This window comes from Brevibacterium sp. 2SA, assembly GCF_005502845.1.
In the GTDB taxonomy this organism is placed as follows: Bacteria; Actinomycetota; Actinomycetes; order Actinomycetales; family Brevibacteriaceae; genus Brevibacterium.
The window spans coordinates 43,361-59,278 of sequence record NZ_SCMW01000007.1 but is presented as its reverse complement, the minus strand read 5'-3'; the positions used below and the strand labels follow the sequence as shown (position 1 = coordinate 59,278).

At 68.9% G+C, this 15,918-nt stretch carries 18 protein-coding genes; 6 read left to right on the top strand and 12 right to left on the bottom strand.

Annotated features, from left to right (window positions below; genetic code table 11):
* Window positions 1-57: 57 nt before the first annotated feature.
* The 6 genes from FFS20_RS04850 to FFS20_RS04825 all read left to right on the top strand — a co-directional run bounded on the left by FFS20_RS04850 (window position 58) and on the right by FFS20_RS04825 (window position 6,558).
* Window positions 58-813: an SDR family oxidoreductase gene (locus FFS20_RS04850; protein WP_137824793.1), complete on the top strand. Its 756-nt coding sequence runs from the start codon at window positions 58-60 to the stop codon at window positions 811-813.
* An 85-nt stretch (window positions 814-898) separates the two neighbouring features.
* Window positions 899-1,228, top strand: coding sequence for a nuclear transport factor 2 family protein (locus FFS20_RS04845; protein WP_137824792.1), 330 nt, complete (start codon window positions 899-901; stop codon window positions 1,226-1,228).
* Window positions 1,229-1,461: 233 nt separating this feature from the next.
* Window positions 1,462-1,986, top strand: coding sequence for a CrcB family protein (locus FFS20_RS04840; RefSeq protein ID WP_137824791.1), 525 nt, complete (start codon window positions 1,462-1,464; stop codon window positions 1,984-1,986).
* Complete coding sequence (gene crcB / locus FFS20_RS04835; protein WP_137824790.1) at window positions 1,983-2,360, top strand: fluoride efflux transporter CrcB; 378 nt, start codon at window positions 1,983-1,985, stop codon at window positions 2,358-2,360. Before FFS20_RS04840 ends, crcB begins: the two co-directional genes overlap by 4 nt.
* A 271-nt stretch (window positions 2,361-2,631) precedes the next feature.
* The gene (locus FFS20_RS04830) at window positions 2,632-4,110 is read left to right on the top strand and encodes a catalase (protein WP_137824789.1); all 1,479 of its coding nucleotides are present in this window, start codon (window positions 2,632-2,634) and stop codon (window positions 4,108-4,110) included.
* Between the two features lie 219 nt (window positions 4,111-4,329).
* On the top strand, window positions 4,330-6,558 hold the full coding sequence (locus FFS20_RS04825) for an efflux RND transporter permease subunit (RefSeq protein WP_137824788.1): 2,229 nt from the start codon (window positions 4,330-4,332) through the stop codon (window positions 6,556-6,558).
* Between the two features lie 52 nt (window positions 6,559-6,610).
* On the opposite strand, the gene FFS20_RS04820 is transcribed toward FFS20_RS04825, so the two are convergent.
* The 12 genes from FFS20_RS04820 to FFS20_RS04765 all read right to left on the bottom strand — a co-directional run bounded on the left by FFS20_RS04820 (window position 6,611) and on the right by FFS20_RS04765 (window position 15,856).
* Window positions 6,611-7,297, bottom strand: a complete 687-nt coding sequence (locus tag FFS20_RS04820) for a MarR family transcriptional regulator (RefSeq protein WP_349290512.1) — start codon at window positions 7,295-7,297, stop codon at window positions 6,611-6,613.
* Between the two features lie 49 nt (window positions 7,298-7,346).
* On the bottom strand, window positions 7,347-7,664 hold the full coding sequence (locus tag FFS20_RS04815; protein WP_137824787.1) for a hypothetical protein: 318 nt from the start codon (window positions 7,662-7,664) through the stop codon (window positions 7,347-7,349).
* Between the two features lie 57 nt (window positions 7,665-7,721).
* Window positions 7,722-8,003 (bottom strand): hypothetical protein, encoded by a 282-nt coding sequence (locus FFS20_RS04810; protein ID WP_137824786.1) that lies wholly within the window; start codon window positions 8,001-8,003, stop codon window positions 7,722-7,724.
* Window positions 8,000-8,755 (bottom strand): class I SAM-dependent methyltransferase, encoded by a 756-nt coding sequence (locus FFS20_RS04805; RefSeq protein ID WP_137824785.1) that lies wholly within the window; start codon window positions 8,753-8,755, stop codon window positions 8,000-8,002. The genes FFS20_RS04810 and FFS20_RS04805 overlap by 4 nt, the downstream gene beginning before the upstream one ends.
* Before the next feature lie 91 nt (window positions 8,756-8,846).
* Complete coding sequence (locus FFS20_RS04800; protein WP_137824784.1) at window positions 8,847-9,308, bottom strand: DUF3151 domain-containing protein; 462 nt, start codon at window positions 9,306-9,308, stop codon at window positions 8,847-8,849.
* Between the two features lie 103 nt (window positions 9,309-9,411).
* A complete protein-coding gene (locus FFS20_RS04795) occupies window positions 9,412-10,332 on the bottom strand; it encodes a hypothetical protein (RefSeq protein WP_249356670.1) in 921 nt (306 codons plus the stop codon).
* On the bottom strand, window positions 10,329-11,408 hold the full coding sequence (locus FFS20_RS04790; RefSeq protein WP_137824783.1) for a glycosyltransferase family 2 protein: 1,080 nt from the start codon (window positions 11,406-11,408) through the stop codon (window positions 10,329-10,331). Before FFS20_RS04790 ends, FFS20_RS04795 begins: the two co-directional genes overlap by 4 nt.
* Before the next feature lie 122 nt (window positions 11,409-11,530).
* Entirely contained in the window at window positions 11,531-12,019 is a 489-nt protein-coding gene (locus FFS20_RS04785; RefSeq protein WP_137824782.1) for a hypothetical protein, read from the bottom strand.
* Window positions 12,020-12,098: 79 nt separating this feature from the next.
* Window positions 12,099-12,809 (bottom strand): zf-HC2 domain-containing protein, encoded by a 711-nt coding sequence (locus FFS20_RS04780; protein ID WP_137824781.1) that lies wholly within the window; start codon window positions 12,807-12,809, stop codon window positions 12,099-12,101.
* A complete protein-coding gene (locus FFS20_RS04775; RefSeq protein ID WP_137824780.1) occupies window positions 12,806-13,312 on the bottom strand; it encodes a sigma-70 family RNA polymerase sigma factor in 507 nt (168 codons plus the stop codon). The genes FFS20_RS04780 and FFS20_RS04775 overlap by 4 nt, the downstream gene beginning before the upstream one ends.
* A 72-nt stretch (window positions 13,313-13,384) precedes the next feature.
* Window positions 13,385-14,341, bottom strand: coding sequence for a class C sortase (locus FFS20_RS04770; RefSeq protein ID WP_137824779.1), 957 nt, complete (start codon window positions 14,339-14,341; stop codon window positions 13,385-13,387).
* 123 nt (window positions 14,342-14,464) lie between these two features.
* Window positions 14,465-15,856 (bottom strand): SpaH/EbpB family LPXTG-anchored major pilin, encoded by a 1,392-nt coding sequence (locus FFS20_RS04765; RefSeq protein WP_137824778.1) that lies wholly within the window; start codon window positions 15,854-15,856, stop codon window positions 14,465-14,467.
* Between the last annotated feature and the right edge of the window lie 62 nt (window positions 15,857-15,918).

The window sequence follows — 15,918 nt, the reverse complement described above, 5'->3', positions numbered from 1 at the left end:
GCTCGCGACTGACGGCACCTGCGGAGATCACGACGCCACGACCACCAAGGAGCAGATATGACCACTCGCACCCTCGAAGGCAAGAACGTCCTCATCGCCGGCGGCGGCAAGAACCTCGGCGGACTCGTCGCAAGGCAGGTCGCCGAGGCGGGGGCGAACGTCGCCATCCACTACAACTCCGAATCCTCGCGGGCGGAGGCCGAGGAGACGCTCGCGGCCGTCGAAGCCGCTGGCGCGACGGCCGTGCTCCTCACCGGCGACCTCACCCAGCCGAAGAACGTCGAGGCGCTCTTCGTCGACGCCGCCGCGGCGCTCGGCCCTATCGACGTCGCCTTCAACACCGTCGGCAAGGTCCTGCGCAAGCCCATCGTCGAGACGACGGAGGAGGAGTTCGACGAGATGTTCGACGTCAACGCGAAGGCCGCCTACTTCTTCATCAAGGAGGCCGGCAAGCGCCTCGCCGACAACGGAAAGATCGTCACGATGGCGACCTCGCTGCTCGCGGCCTTCACCGACGGATACTCGACGTACGCCGGCGGCAAAGCTCCGGTCGAGCACTTCACTCGCGCGGCCGCCAAGGAGTTCGCCGACCGCGGCATCTCCGTCGTCACCCTCGCCCCGGGACCCATGGACACACCGTTCCTCTACGGACAGGAGACGCCCGAACGCGTCGAGTTCCTCAAGTCGCAGGCGATGGGCGACCAGCTCACGAAGATCGAGGACATCGCCCCGATCGTGCGGTTCCTCACCACCGACGGCTGGTGGATCACCGGCCAGACGATCTTCCCCAACGGCGGCTTCAGCACTCGCTGAACCGCCGGCAGCGCAGAGCATCCGAGCCCCTTCCCCGCCAGCACTGCCAGCCCTAGGCTGAAAGCACCCACGACAAGGAGCAGCTATGACAGAACAGGCCATCCCCCACCCCGTCGCCGGCTTCATCGAGATCGTCAACGCCCACGACGCGCAGGGCTTCCTCGACTCCTTCACCGACGACGCGTTCGTCGACGACTGGGGCCGCACCTTCACCGGCCGCGACGAGATCAAGGGCTGGAGCGACCGCGAGTTCATCGGCTCGCAGGGCACCCTGACACCCGAGGAGGTCGACGTCGACGGCAACGCCGTCACGGTCATCGGCGACTGGCGATCGAATCACGCCAACGGCCGCTCGTCGTTCACGTTCACGACCAGCGGCGACAAGCTCACCTCGATGACGATCCGCGAGGGCTGATGCCCTGACGGATCAGCCGACGCCGTCCCTCGCCGAGGCGGTCCGACGGATGTTTGGGCCGCCTCGGTGCGCGTGTGCCACAATGACAGTGGCGCACGCGTCCGCGCGTCACGGCGGTGGGGCTCGCCGTCCCCAACCTCGGTGAACTCAGACCAGGTGAACTCAGACCACGGGAGCACCGACAACAGTCCCTACCTCGACCGGCGCGAGCATGCCCGAAAGGTAGGACCACGATGAGCACAGACCCCGACTCCCCCGCCCCGAGCGCCCTGCGAAGCGCTCGTCCCCTCCACCAGCGTTCGGGCCTCCTCGGTCTCGCCCTCCTCGGCGGCACTGCCGGCACGGCCGCGCGGGAGGCGCTCGGCCTCGCGGTGCCGAGCCTCGCTGGGATCCCGGTGGCGATCTTCGCGATCAACCTCCTCGGCGCGTTCCTCCTCGGACTCCTCCTCGAAGCGCTGCTCCGCACCGGACCCGACGACGGGTGGCGCCTGAGAGCGCGAATCCTTCTCGGCACCGGGTTCATGGGAGGGTTCACGACGTACAGCGCCCTCGCCGTCGATACGGCGCTCCTCCTCGGCGGGGGCGCAACCTCCGGAGCCACCGCCGGAGCGATGACGACCGCCGGGGCGACGACGCTCGGACTCGCCTACGGCCTCGGCACGGTCCTCCTCGGCGGGCTCGCGACGTGGGCGGGGATCGCCATCGGGACGCTCACGCACCGGCCGACCGCGGCACCCGCCAAGGAGGCCGGCCGATGACGCCCCTCCTCTTCGCAGCGATCGCCGTCGCCGGCGGGATCGGCGCGGTCGCGCGCATGGTCCTCGACGGGGCGATCAAGGCGCGCACGCGCGGGGCGGTCCCGTGGGCGACGATGACGATCAACGTCTCCGGCTCCCTCGTCCTCGGATTCCTCACGGGACTCGCGGCAGTCCGCGTGCTCCCGGCGGACTGGCTGCTCGTCGCGGGCACGGGATTCCTCGGCGGATACACGACGTTCTCCACGGCCAGCTATGAGACCGTCCGGCTCATCGAGCAGCGCCGGTGGGTCGCGAGCCTCGTCAGCGGACTCGGCACCCTGGTGACGGCCACGGCCGCCGCGGGAATCGGATGGTGGCTCGGAAGCCTCGCCTGAGGAGACACCGCCGCCCGACAGGTGCCCGCCTGATTTTGCCGACAAGCCTCCTGTTCTCCAAAGGTCCACCCGACCCGACCACCTTCCCGCGTCTCACCTGCGAGGCGAGCGCATCACCGGCGCCGTTCCTGAGAAGACGCAGACCGTGGAGTATGGACAGGCTGACATGCTTTGCCGGGTGCGCGATCGCGTCCTAGAGTGGGAGCAGAGGCGGTCGCGGCACCGCGACCGATCGGTCCTCTTTCAACAGCGATGTGAACGGAGTGCAGATATGGCCACGCCCGAAGAACAAGTTGATGCCTGGTTCGACCCGAAGAAGCCGTCGACGACAGAGGAGGGGGCGCAGCGCCAGTCGGATGCCTACTCGCTGAGCGTCGGCCCCAACGGGCCGCTCATGCTCCATGACGTCGCGCTCGTCGAGAAGCTCGCCCGCTTCGACCGGGAGCGCGTGCCCGAGCGCAGCCCGCACGCGAAGGGCTCGGGAGCGTTCGGCGAATTCGAGATCACCCAGGACGTCTCGAAGTACACGAAGGCGAAGTTCCTCCAGCCCGGCACGAAGACGCCGATGCTCGCCCGCTTCTCCACCGTCGCCGGTGAGCTCGGCTCCCCCGACTCGTGGCGCGACGTCCGCGGCTTCTCGCTGAAGTTCTACACCGAAGACGGCAACTTCGACATGGTCGGCAACAACACGCCGGTCTTCTTCGTCCGCGATCCGATGAAGTTCCCCGACTTCATCCACTCGCAGAAGCGCCTGCCGGACTCCGGCCTGCGCAGCCCGAACATGCAGTGGGACTTCTGGACCCTTTCGCCCGAGTCGGCCCACCAGGTCTCCTACCTCATGGGTCCGCGCGGTCTGCCCAAGACCTGGCGGAACATGAACGGCTACTCCTCGCACACCTACATGTGGGTCAACGAGGAGGGCGAGCGCTTCTGGGTGAAGTACCACTTCCACACCGACCAGGGCGTGGAGAACATCTCGAACGAGGAGGCGGCGAAGCTCGCGGGCGAGGATGCCGACGTCCACCGTCGCGACCTCTTCGAGGCGATCGAGCGCGGCGACTTCCCGTCGTGGACGCTGCACGTGCAGATCATGCCCTACGACGAGGCGAAGGACTACCGCTTCAACCCGTTCGATCTCACGAAGATCTGGTCGAAGAAGGACTACCCGCTCCACGAGGTCGGTCGGTTCACGCTCAACCAGAACCCGATCAACCACTTCGCGCAGATCGAGCAGGCCGCCTTCAGCCCGTCGAACACGGTGCCGGGCACCGGCGTCTCCCCGGACAAGATGCTCCTCGGTCGGGTGTTCTCCTACCCGGACGCCCAGCGCAACCGCATCGGCACGAACTTCAACCAGCTGCCGGTGAATGCGCCGATCATCAAGACGAACAACTACGACAAGGAAGGGCACATGCAGTACCACCACACCGGTGCTGCTCCCGTGTACGCTCCGAACTCGTACGGTCGTGCCTACCAGGACACGGAAGGTGTCGTCGACAACGGATGGGAGGCCGACGGCGAACTCGTCCGCAGCGCCTACACCCTGCACCGCGATGACAGCGACTTCGGTCAGGCCCACACGCTCGTCCGCGAGGTCTACACCGACCAGGAGCGCGCCGACCTCGTCGACACGATCGTCGACATGCTCGGCGATGTCGAGGAGCCCGTCCTCTCCCGCGTCTTCGAGTACTGGACGAAGATCGACGAGGAGGTCGGCAAGGCGATCGAGGACAAGTACCGCGCCGGCTGATCCGCTCGAGCCTCAGTGGTCACCGTGATCGGCTGACCGCTCAGGGCACCCGCGATGCCCGGGTCCGCGCCGTCCCCAGTGGGACGGTGCCGGACCCGGGCATCGCTGCGTTCGCCTCCCCTCCAGGACTTCGCCGCGGCGGCTCCCCGTCCCCGCCCGCGCCGAGGTTGTCGAACCACCTCGGTGGCCATTTAGTTAACTTAGTGAAATACTTACCGCATGAACGACAGGACCGGCGGCACCCCACGCGTCCTTCGCGTGCTCATCCCGGCCCTGCTCATCGTCGTCTGGCTCGCGGTCTTCGCCGTCGGCGGGATGAGCTTCGGGGACATCAGCGAGGTCTCCTCGAACGAGCGGGCGAGCTTCCTGCCCGACAGCGCCGAATCGACGCAGGTGCAGTCCGAGATCACCGAGTTCACCGGCTCCGATGCGATCCCCGCCGTCATCGTCGCCGAACGCCCAGGCGGTCTCACGCCTGAGGATCTCGCGGGACTCACGACGCTGGCGGATGGGGCCGATGCGGTCGTGGCCGGTGCGACGAGTTCACCCGTCATCCCTGCTGCCGACGGCGAGGCCGCCGAGGTCGTCGTCGCGATCCCGGCGGACGCGGAGACCGGTGACGCCGTCGCCGCGCTCACCGCAGAGGCCGGGACGGTGCTGCCGGAGGATCTCGGCGTGTGGGTGAGCGGTCCGGCCGGCTTCACCGCGGACCTCCAGGAGGCGTTCTCCGGCATCGACGGGATCCTCCTCCTCGTCGCCCTCGCCGTCGTCTTCGTCATCCTCGTCATCGTCTACCGTTCGCCGCTGCTGCCGATCCTCGTGCTCCTGAGCTCGATGACGGCCCTGTGCGCCGCGGTGCTGCTCAACGTCGCCCTCGCCCGGGCGGGTCTCGTCACCCTCAACGGCCAGGTGCAGGGGATCCTCTTCATCCTCGTCATCGGCGCCGCCACCGACTACTCGCTGCTCTTCATCGCCCGGTACCGGGAGGAGCTGCGCGACGAGTCGTCGGCTGTGAGCGCGGCCGTGCGGGCGGTCCGCGGTGTGCTCGAGCCGATCGCCGCCTCGGGCGGCACGGTCATCGTCGGTCTGCTCTGCCTGCTCCTGTCGGACCTCGGGTCGAACTCCGCGCTCGGTCCCGTCGCGGCGATCGGCATCGTGTGCGCGGTGCTCACCTCGCTGACGTTCCTCCCCGCCCTCCTCGCCGCGTGCGGTCGGGTCGCGTTCTGGCCGCGGGCACCCCGGTTCGGCTCCCCGCACCCGGTGCTCACCGGACCCGAGGCCACCGGCGTGTGGGCGCGCATCGGCCGCCTCGTCGCCGCCGCGCCCAAGCGGGTGGCGGTCGGGGTCACGGCCCTGCTCGTCCTCGGGTGCGCGGGCCTGCTCGTCCTCGACGCCGAGGGCGTCCCGCAGAGCGAGTTCGTCCTCGGGGAGAGCCAGGCCCGGGACGGTCAAGCCGTCATCGACCGGCACTTCCCCGGCGGCTCGGGCACCCCCGCCTATGTCCTCGCCCCTGCCCCCGAGCGCAGCGACGTCGCCGCCGCGATCACCGCCACCCCCGGTGTCGACGCCGTCGCGCTCGTCTCCCAGGACTCCCCCTCCGGAACCATCCCCCTCGATGCCGCGGGGTCGGCCCAACCGGCCGGCCCTGCGGGCAGCGCCTCCCCCACCGAGGTGGACGGACGGCTGCTCTTCTCCGTCACCCTGTCCGATCCGGCCGATTCGCTGGTCGCCGAGCAGACGATCCTCGACCTCAGGGAGAGCGTCGGCCCCTTCGGGGCGCTCGTCGGCGGCAGCACCGCGGTCGATCTCGACACGAATGCCACCTCGGCAGATGATCGAACGGTCATCATCCCGATCGTCCTCGTCGTCATCACGCTCATGCTCGCGCTCCTCCTGCGCTCCCTCGTCGCGCCACTCGTCCTGCTCGCGACGACGGTGCTCAGCTTCGGCACCGCGCTCGGCGTCAGCGCGCTGATCTTCCAGGTCATCGGGCAGCCGCAGTCGGACCCCTCGGTGCCGCTGTACGCGTTCATCTTCCTCGTCGCGCTCGGCATCGACTACAACATCTTCCTCATGACCCGGGTTCGCGAGGAGACGCGTGCCCACGGCACCCGCGAGGGCACGCTGCGGGGCCTGTCGGTGACCGGCGGCGTCATCACGAGCGCCGGTGTCGTTCTCGCCGCGACGTTCGCGGCCCTCATCGTCATCCCCATCCAGTTCCTGCTCCAGCTGGCGATCATCGTCGCCCTCGGCGTCCTCCTCGACGCCCTCATCGTCCGCACGCTCCTCGTCCCGGCCCTCGCGCTGTGGATCGGCGATCGCCTGTGGTGGCCGTCCCAGCTGTCGCGCCGAACGCCGACGACCCCACCGGAGGGACGGGACGCGGCGGGTGAGCACGATCGTTCAGGAGCGAGGAGGAGTCCGACGCGGCTGCTCGCTCAGCGCTGAGCATCGCCGAGGCGGTCGGCCGGGCCACGTGTCCACCGCCGAGGTGGAAGGGTCAGTCCGTGGAGCTGTTCTCTGCGACCTCGGTTGAACTGTCCCCCGCGGATTCCGCCGCAGCACCGGCACCTCCCGCCGCCTCGGTGCCGCCTGCCCATGCCTGCTCGCTCAGTGCGATCTCGTTGCGGGTGTCGCGGAGGAAGCGGATGACGACGTCGCGCTCGGCGCTCGTCAGGCGGGCCGCGGCGTGGAAGCGACGGGATTGGGCGCGGCCGACGGTCTCCATCGCCGAGGCGTACGTCGCCGGGGTGATCGAGACGGTGAGCGCGCGCCGATCGGACGGGTGCGCGGATCGTGTCACGTGTCCCCCGCGTTCGAGCCGGTCGAGGAGCTTCGTCGTCGCGGCCGGGGTGATCGACAGATGGTCGGCGATGCCGCGCGGGGTGCCGAGGATGTTCCGGTGGCGGCAGACGATGAGGTAGTGGAGTGCCTTCATATCGGTTGTGCCGAGATGCATGTAGGCCCGGGAGGCTTCGGAGAGCGCGTCCTCGGCCTCGCGGAGCTCACCGAAGGCGGTCATCAGCTCGGTGATCTGGGCGACTTCGGCCGGGTCCATGCCCGAGCGGTCGATGAGGCTGTGGCTCGGGTCGCTCGCGTCGACGTCGTAGACGTCGGACCGCTCCACCGCATCGCTGCCCATGACCTGCCTTCCCGCCGGCGAACCGGCTCCGCGACCATCGGTCAATCCTATCGCCTCAGCCCGCGCGCCCCTCGGGATCCGTGCGGTGCTCGCCTCATGCGCTCGTCCGGCTGCGCAGGCAGAGCGCCGCGCCGATGATGAGTTCCCACAGTAGGAACGGGTAGACCGCCCCGCGTTCCCACACCCCGTCGGGCAGAAGCACATGGACCGTGAGGAGAAGACCGCTGACGATGCCCAGTGCCCCGAGCACTGCCCCGCTCCAGCGCACTTGCCCGAGATCCTTCAGCGGCGCGACCGAGAGGAGTGCGGCACAGTTGCCGCCGAGGATCGCAGCGACGGCCCCGAGGGCGTGGATGACGATGAGACCGTTCGCGACGTTCTCCGGCGATCCCGGAACGAGGGCGACGAACACGATGCCTGCGGCATGGAGACACCCGACGAGGAGGAGGCCGACCCGTCCGAGCCCGGGTTACAGCGCAGGCATCGCGAGAACGAGGCCGAGGAGGAAGAGCAGACCCTGGCCGATGAATCCGGCGTCCATCACCTGTGGAATCTGCGAGGCGAGTTCGCGTCCTTGGAATGTCGTCGTGCCCGGAACCCCGAGGTCGCTGATGTAGAACGTGGCGTAGTCGTATCCGGGGAAGGCGAGCGCGGTGATCGCCTCGCACAGGAGGTACCACAGCGGTGCGATGATCCAGAGGATCCCCGTCGGCAGCAGCGACCACCTTTGGGTCTCGACGAGCCCCGTCACAGCTTCCGCGCCTCGATGAGGTGGCGGGTCGCATGGGCGATGAACGGCCCCTCGGATTCGATGCGGTCATGGAGGTCGCGCAGGCGATCGCGATAGCGCTCGACGGTGAAGCCGGGCACCCACCAGATGACCTTGCGCAGCAGGTAGACGACGGCGGCGACGTCGTGGATCTCGATGCGCAGACGGGCCGTCTGCATGTCGACGATCCTCAGTCCCGCCGCCTCGGCGGCCGCGGCCTCGGCCTCCGGGCGCCGTCCGAGCCGGGCCTCGGGCTGCGGACCGAGGAAGAACTCGATGAGCTCGAAGACGTTCGCCGGCCCGACGTGCTGGGCGAAGTACGTGCCACCGGGTGTCAGGACGCGGGCGATCTCGTCCCACCAGATCGTCGCCGGATGTCGGCTCGTCACGAGGTCGAAGGCCGCCTCGGCGAACGGCAGCGGAGGTTCGTCGGGGTCGGCGACGACAACGACCCCGCGCGGATGGAGCAGGCGGGTGGCGCGGGCGATGTTCGGCGGCCACGATTCGGTGGCCACGGCCGTCGGCGGGACCACCGCCGCCTCGGCGAGGACTTCCCCACCGCCGGTCTGGATGTCGAGCGACGCCGAGGCGACCGCCAGTCGGTCAGCCAGCTGCCGGGCGTAGCCCCACGGGGGCCGCTCCTCGGTGGCCCGCCCGGCAAGCCAGGCGAAGTCCCACCCGGAGACGTCGGCCGAGCTGCCGAGTGCGATGAGGTCGTCGAAGGAAGCGCTCATACCCTGATCATCGCACCCGGCGCACCGGTTGTGTCAGCCCGCGGTGCTTACGCCTGCGTGTGGCCCTGGCTCACGCGCGCGAAACCGCAGCTCACTCCCCCGCGGTGATCGCGTCGATCGCCGTCGGGTCGGAGGAGCGGAGGAACTCCTCGATGCGCGCGGCCTCTTCGCTCTCCCCGATGCCCGCCGAGGCGCGACCGAGGGCGTAGAGCGCGCGGAGGAATCCGCGGTTGACCTCGTGCGACCACGGGATCGGGCCGGCGCCGCGCCACCCGGCGGCGCGCAGGGCATCGAGTCCGCGGTGGTAGCCGACGCGGGCGTACGCGTAGGAGTCGACCATGCGGCCCTCGTCGTGGGCTTCGTCGGCGAGCACGGCCCAGGCCAGCGAGGAGGCGGGCAGGTCGGCGACGATGTCGAGGGCCTCCTCACCGGCGTCGAGCCGGCGCTTCGCCTCGACGTCGGGGTGGTCGTCGGGCAGGAACGTCGGCTGCGGGCCGAGCTGTCCGGCGTTGAGGTTGCCGATGTGCGAGGGGTTGCCGATGGGCTGGGTCATGGTCTCTCCTGGTCGTCGAACGGATGCTCGGTGTCGGTGTCGGATCAGTACGGTGTCAGTCCAGTGCGGTGTCGGATCGGTGGAGTGTCGGCCTGGTCGTCGCTCAGTTCGTCTTCACGGCCGAGGGCTGGATCGCATACGGGTTCGTGCTCAGCGCTCCGAGGATCCCCTGGTCGGCGAGCGCGTCGAGCTGCTGCTTGTCCGTGACGTCGGTCGCCCACACCGTGAGGTCGGTCTCGGTCCACGTCGCCACGGCCTCGCTCGGCACGGCGATCATCGTGTACCCCGCGGCGGTGAGATCCTCCGGGTTCGCCGTCGACGTGTCCCCGACGAACATCGCAGCGATCCCGGCATCCGCGGCCGCGCGGGCGACGGTCGGGTCTGCGGTGCGCACGATCGCCGAGGCGGCCATGTCCGCATCTGCGATCGTCTGCAGTGCCGGACCCGCGGTGGCGGAGTCGGGGATGAGCGGGAGGATGACGGTGCTGCCGGCGACGTCGTCGACGAGCTTGTCCCACGTCACGGGTGTGCCCGGTTCGGTGTCCTGCCGCGGCGGGGTGATCGTGCGGTCGAGGAACTGCGCGGTCGTCAGCCCCTCGAGTCCGTCGCTCAGGCCCATCGTCTCGGCCGCGGTCTCCGGGTCGGCGGCGACGACCGTGCCGTCGCCGAGGACGGTGAGCGTGGGCGCGGGCAGGTACCCGAATTTGACGTTCTCCGTGAACGCGAGCTCGGAGTTCGCGGGATAGACCTCGGAGCCGCCGTCGAGCGCAGCGACCGCAGGAGCAGTGAGGGCGTCGACGGTGAGCCGCTCCTTGTGCCCGAAGACGTTGACGAGGAGAACGGCGACGACGGCGATGACGACGACGGCACCGGCCCACAGCGGGGCGTTGAACTTCTTCGGCTCCGGCCGCTCGGGCATCGGAATGCGGTCAGTGCTCAGGTCATCCTCGCCGAGGCGGCCCTCACCGAGGTCGTCCCTGTCCTTCCCGTCATCGGCCGGGTTGTGCCGTTTGCGTCGGCTCATCGGCTGCCGTCCTTCGTCGATCCGGCACCGGTGACGAGGCCGCGGAGGAAGCCCGCCCCCCAGCTCAGGTGCATGGTGGGCAGGATGAGGCCGAACCAGAAGCGCTCCCGGATCCCGCAGTCCTTCGCCGCACCCGCGGCGGCGATGATGCCCGCGACATACGTGAAGCTCGGGACGTGGACGAGGGAGGTGAAGCGGCGCAGGAACTTCGGCCAGGTCTTCGTCCGGCCGCTCAGCTGCAGGAGCGCCTCGATGACGCTCGCGGTCATGCCGAGGACGAGCAGCGGCGGCGCGAAGTAGCGCAGCGAGTTCTTCGACCCGTAGCGGCGGATGAGCTCGGCCCGCCAGATGCCCGTGGCCCAGAACTGGCGGGCGATCTTCGACCATGACCCGCGCGGCCAGTACGTGACCTCCATGTCGGGGTTGAACCAGATCCGGCCCCCGGCCGAACGGATGCGGAGGTTGAGCTCCCAGTCCTGTCCGCGTCGGATGTCCTCGTCGAACCCGCCGAGGGCTTCGAAGACCTCACGCCGGTAGACGCCGAGGTAGGCCGATTCGGCCTCGCCGGCTTCGTCACCGGAGTGGTAGGCGGGTCCGCCGAGGCCGATGGGCGACATGTACGCCCGGGCCACGGCCTTCTGGAAGGCGGTCTTCCCGCGGGCGCGCATGAGGCCGCCGCAGTTGGCGGCGTGCGTCGTCCGCAGGGTGTCGATCGCCTGCCGGGTGTAGTCGGGTTCGAGACCCGAATGCGCGTCGACGCGGATGATCACCGGGTGCCGCGTGTGGGCGAAGGCCCGGTTGAGGCCGATGGGGGTGGCGGCCTCGGGGTTGTCGACGGTCTGGATGCGGGGATCAGCGGCGGCCATGGCCGCGATGATGACGTTCGTGTCATCGGTCGAGGGGCCGAGAGCGAGGACGATTTCCTTCTCTCCGTCGTAGTCCTGGGAGAGGATCGTCGTGATCGCCTGCGCGATGTGCTCGGCCTCGTTGAGGACCGGCATGATGTAGGAGACCCCGGGCTTGTCCGTCAGCGACGGCAGACCGTCGGGGGTGAGGATGTGAAGATCGTTCGGCACGCCCTCAATCCTCCCACACGCACACCGCGCGAACCGTCCAGGCACCGCTCAGGTGACCTGTCGTCCGCGGCAGGCGACCACGGGCACCGGGTGCGGCCGCGGTCAGCCGCACCCGGCGTCGATCACATGATCGGCTTGGCGTCGGGAGCGAGCACCCACCAGGCGTCCATGAGTCCCTGGCCCTTCGTGTCGCCGGCGGCTTCGTCACCGGCGAAGTAGTAGAGCGGCCAGCCGTCGAGGGTGAGCTGCGGCTTCCCGTCGACACCGGTGATCGTTCCCGTCTCCCCGGTGACGCCGTCGAGCTCGACCTCTCCGTCGCCGGGCACCGCCGGCCACTTCGCGGCGCAGTCGCCTTCGCACGCCGAGGCGTCGGTGCCCTGGGTGTCCTTCGCGAACTGATAGACGGTCTTCCCCTCCCCGTCGACGATGATCTCACCGAGGTCGGAGTCCGCGGTCGACAGGGACATCGTCGCCGCGCCCATGTCGGCGGAACTCGATTCGGGGGCCCTCGTCTCGGCGGCGCTGTCACCGCCGTCGGTGGAGCCGCAGCCGCTGAGACCGGCGATGACGAGAGCGGAGGCCGCCAGGAGGGCGGAGAGTTTCGTGGACATCGGTGCGATCCTTTCGTCGTCGTGCAACCGCGAACGCGGTTGTCAGAGACACGAGACCGGCCGCAGAAAGGTTCACCGCTCAGACGTCTTTCGAAAGAATCGTCGTCCCGTCGGCGGTGCGGATGGTGATCGTGACGATGTCGCCGAGGCGGGTCGCCGTGGCCGCGTCGACGGTGACCTGCTTGTCGGACACGGCATTCCACGTCGCCGCCTGGCTCGTCCGGCCCTCACTGTCGGTGACGTCGAGGACGTAGCTCGGCGGCGAATCCGGATCCGGCCATGTCGACCGGTCCGGGTAGTCGCAGCTGACCATGATCTTCGTCCCCCACGCGACCTGCCGCAGCTCGAGGGCCGCGGTCAGCTGCGTGGCGACCGCCGGCTGCATCGCGGCGGTGACGTCCGGCGGATCGGTGTCGACGACGCGGGGCACGAGGATGACGGCGAGGGCGACGAGCACGGCCGCGGCGGCGCTGAGCAGCGCCCATCTCATCCGGCGGCGGCTGCGTTCGGCCTCGAGACGGTACATGGTGAGGTCGAGGAGATTCGGGGCCGGCTCCTTCTCCGCTGACTCGGGCACCGCCTCGGCGGTGGGGTTGTGCGCGTCCGGGAGCGCAGCGGGATCGGCCCGGCCGAGCAGTCCGGGAATCCCCGCGAGCTCGGCGACCGCGGTGCGGCACCGCGCGCAGACCTCGAGGTGGGCCTCGAAGCGGCGCCGGTCAGCCGGGGAGAGCGCGCCGAGGACGTAGGCGCCGTCCCAGTCCTCGAACTCGCTGTGATCGTCGATGGTCATCTGCTGACCCCTCTCTCCTTGAGCGCCAACCGCAGAGCGTGCATCCCGTAGTGGAGTCGCGACTTCACGGTGCCTTCGGCGATGCCGAGCCGAGCGGCGAGGTCGGCGACCGTCTGAGCCTGATAGTAGGCGCCGATGATGACCGTGCGGTGGGACTCGCTGAGGGTCGCGAGCGCCTCGTGGATCATCATCGAATCGAGGACGTCGTCGACGCGGTCGGCCACCGGCCGGTCGGGCAGCTCATCGACGGTCGCTTCGCGCCGCCGCGGTGCGCTGCGGGTGCGGTCGATGACGAGGTTGCGGGTGACGGTGAAGAGCCAGCCGCGGATCTCCTCGGGCGGTTCGGCGAGGATCTTCGGGGTCTTCCACGCCCGCAGCAGCGCCTCCTGGACGACGTCGTCGGCCTCGGCGGCATCACCGGTCAGGGACATCGCGAAGCGCCACAGCGAGGCGGCATGGTGATCATGCACGTCTCGCAGCGCTTGGGCTCTGCGTCCTCTCATCTGCCCTGCTCCCCCGCTTCCGCCGTGACACCGCTGTCGTCACCGACTACACGATGCCGAAGGCGGAAAGGTTCAGTGTGCGGGGCGTTCGGGGGCGGTTTTCTTCTTCTTGGGCTTGAGCGGCATGCCGGAGAACCAGACATATCCGCCGGCGGCGAGTGCGGCACCGCCCATGATGACGGCCCACCACGGGAAGCCGGGGACGTCCGGCGGCTGGGTGGCGTCCTTGAGCGCTTCGGGCGGGGTGGGGATGACGCGTTCGCCGATGACGAGGATGCGCTGCGTGTTGATGCCCAGCGGCGTGCAGGTCACGAGCGTCGCGAGGTCCTTGCCGGCGACGGGATCAAGGGTCTCGGTCTGGTCGGGGTCGACGATCTTCGTGTCGATGACCCGGTAGGTGATGACCCGGCCGAAGGTGTTGAACGTGAAGTAGTCGCCCTTGCCGATCTTGTCGAGGTTGGTGAACATCTCCGCCTCGGCGAGACCGCGATGGCCGGTGACGACGGTGTTGTTGCCCTCGCCGCCGACGGGAAGCGCGGTGCCCTCGAGATGGCCGATGCCCTTGAGCAGGGTCTCGTCCGAGGTGCCGTGGTAGATGGGCAGGTCGAGGTTGATCTTCGGGATCTGGATGCGCGACATCACATCGGTCGAGGGACTCGTGAGGATGTCGTTGTAGTTGAGCGCGTCGCTGCCCTCGGATCCGCCGCCGGTGGCGGGACCGTTGTACTGGGGCAGACGTTCGTTCTTCGCGATCATCGCGCTGCCGGCCTCGAGCTTCTCGTTGTACTCTTCGGCGAGTTTGAGCTGCTTGGCGTTGTCGGGCGCGTTGGGATCGTTCGTCGTTGTCGCGTTCTCGATGACCTTCGACTGGTCGATCTGGTTGAGCCACGCCGCCATCATCGGATACGTCCACACGCACGTGCCGACGAGACCGAGGACCGCGATGATGACAGCGGGCACCGACAGCCGCCACTTCGGCTTCTGCGGTGGCGGTCCCGATGCTGCAGGCTCGGTCAGGGTTGCGGTCATAGCTCCAGCTTGATGGTTGGGAGGGCCATTGGGCAAGGGCCGAGCGACGTGGTGTCGCCCGGCCCTCACGGTGTCCCGGTCCGCGGCGGCGGTTCACCGCCGCCGCGGATCAGGGTTCCGGTCTCAGTTCTGGCGAGCCCGGCGGGTGTAGCGCATGACGGCGGCACCGACTGCGAGCAGCAGCAGGGCGATGCCGATGATCATCGCCATCAGCTGACCGTTGGCACCGGTGAACGGCAGCTCACCGCGGTCCTTCTGCTTGTTCGAGATGTCGACCGTCACGGGGTTCGACTCGCCGCCGACCTTGACGGAGACGGGTCCGGTCCAGGGATCCTGCGGAAGGGTGTAACCGGCCGGTGCCCTGGTCTCCCTGAGCCAGTAGTCCTTGGCCGTGACGTCGTTGTTGCCGACCCACAGACGGATCGTCGCCCTGCCATCGGCACCGGTCGTCAGCTCGCCGATCGGCTCGCCGTTGCGGTCCTCGTAGATCTCGAAGACCGCTCCGGCCAGTGTCGCGGCCTGATCGTTGTCGGCGATCTTGAGGATCTCGAGGCGTCCCCAGTTCGTCTGCGCCGGGTTCGTCGTGACCTTCGAGCCGTTGGTCGTGACGATCGCTTCGTTCGTGATCGCACCGTTGTCGCCGAGGCTGTTCACGGTGGTGACGATGCGGGTCTTGATCTCCTGGCCGGCCTGGAGCTTCGCGACGCCGGCCGAGGTGAATTCGACGTTGGCGGTCTGGCCCGAGCAGTCGACGGTGTAGTCGGTGCCGGCAGTGAAGCCCTCGACCGTGATGCTCTTGCACGTCAGACGCGGGTCGAGGCTATCGGTGATGGTGAAGGACTTGTAGGTGTCGTCCTTGGCGATCGGCGGCACCGGCGAGGTGATCGTCCAGGTGACGTCATTGCCGATCTCCATGCCGGTGGGAGCCGAGACTTCCTTCTTCGGCTTCGTCTGGTTCGTCTTGTTCTTCGGGTAGACGTTGACGTCGTAGAGCCACTTGCCACCGGTCTGCGGCAGCGGGAGGGTGACGAGGAACGGCTCAGCCGGGGAGATGACGTTGTTGCTGCCGGTGCCGGTCTCCTCGACGAGGTAGAAGCCGTGCGGCAGATCCGCGGTGACGGTGCCGTTGGCGTCGGTCGTCACGGTCTGGGGCGTGCCGCGCGTGTAGCCGCCGCCCTTGACGTCGGCCACGGTCGCGCCGTCGATGAGGTTCCAGCCCGCATCGGTGTCGAGGTCGATCGCCTGGCCGCCCTTCTGGGTGATCGGGGTGATCGTGAACTCGACGCCGGCCAGGGGCGAGCCGAGGTTCGACGTGTCGTCGATCTTCGTGCCGTCGCCGCGCGGGCCCTGGTCGCCGTCGTACTTGTTGATCGTCAGCGACGACGGGGTGTTCGGGTTGATGTTGCCTGCGGCCGCTTCGGCCGGAGCCGGAGCGGTGATGCCGGCAAGACTCAGTGCGGCTGCAGCGGCGAGGGCGGGGATCCACCTCACTCGCTTGAACAGATTCGCTCGCATGGGGGTGTTGTTCCTTTCGGTGATGTTGTCAGATAGGTACTTCAGGGGAGCCGGTGAGAGGC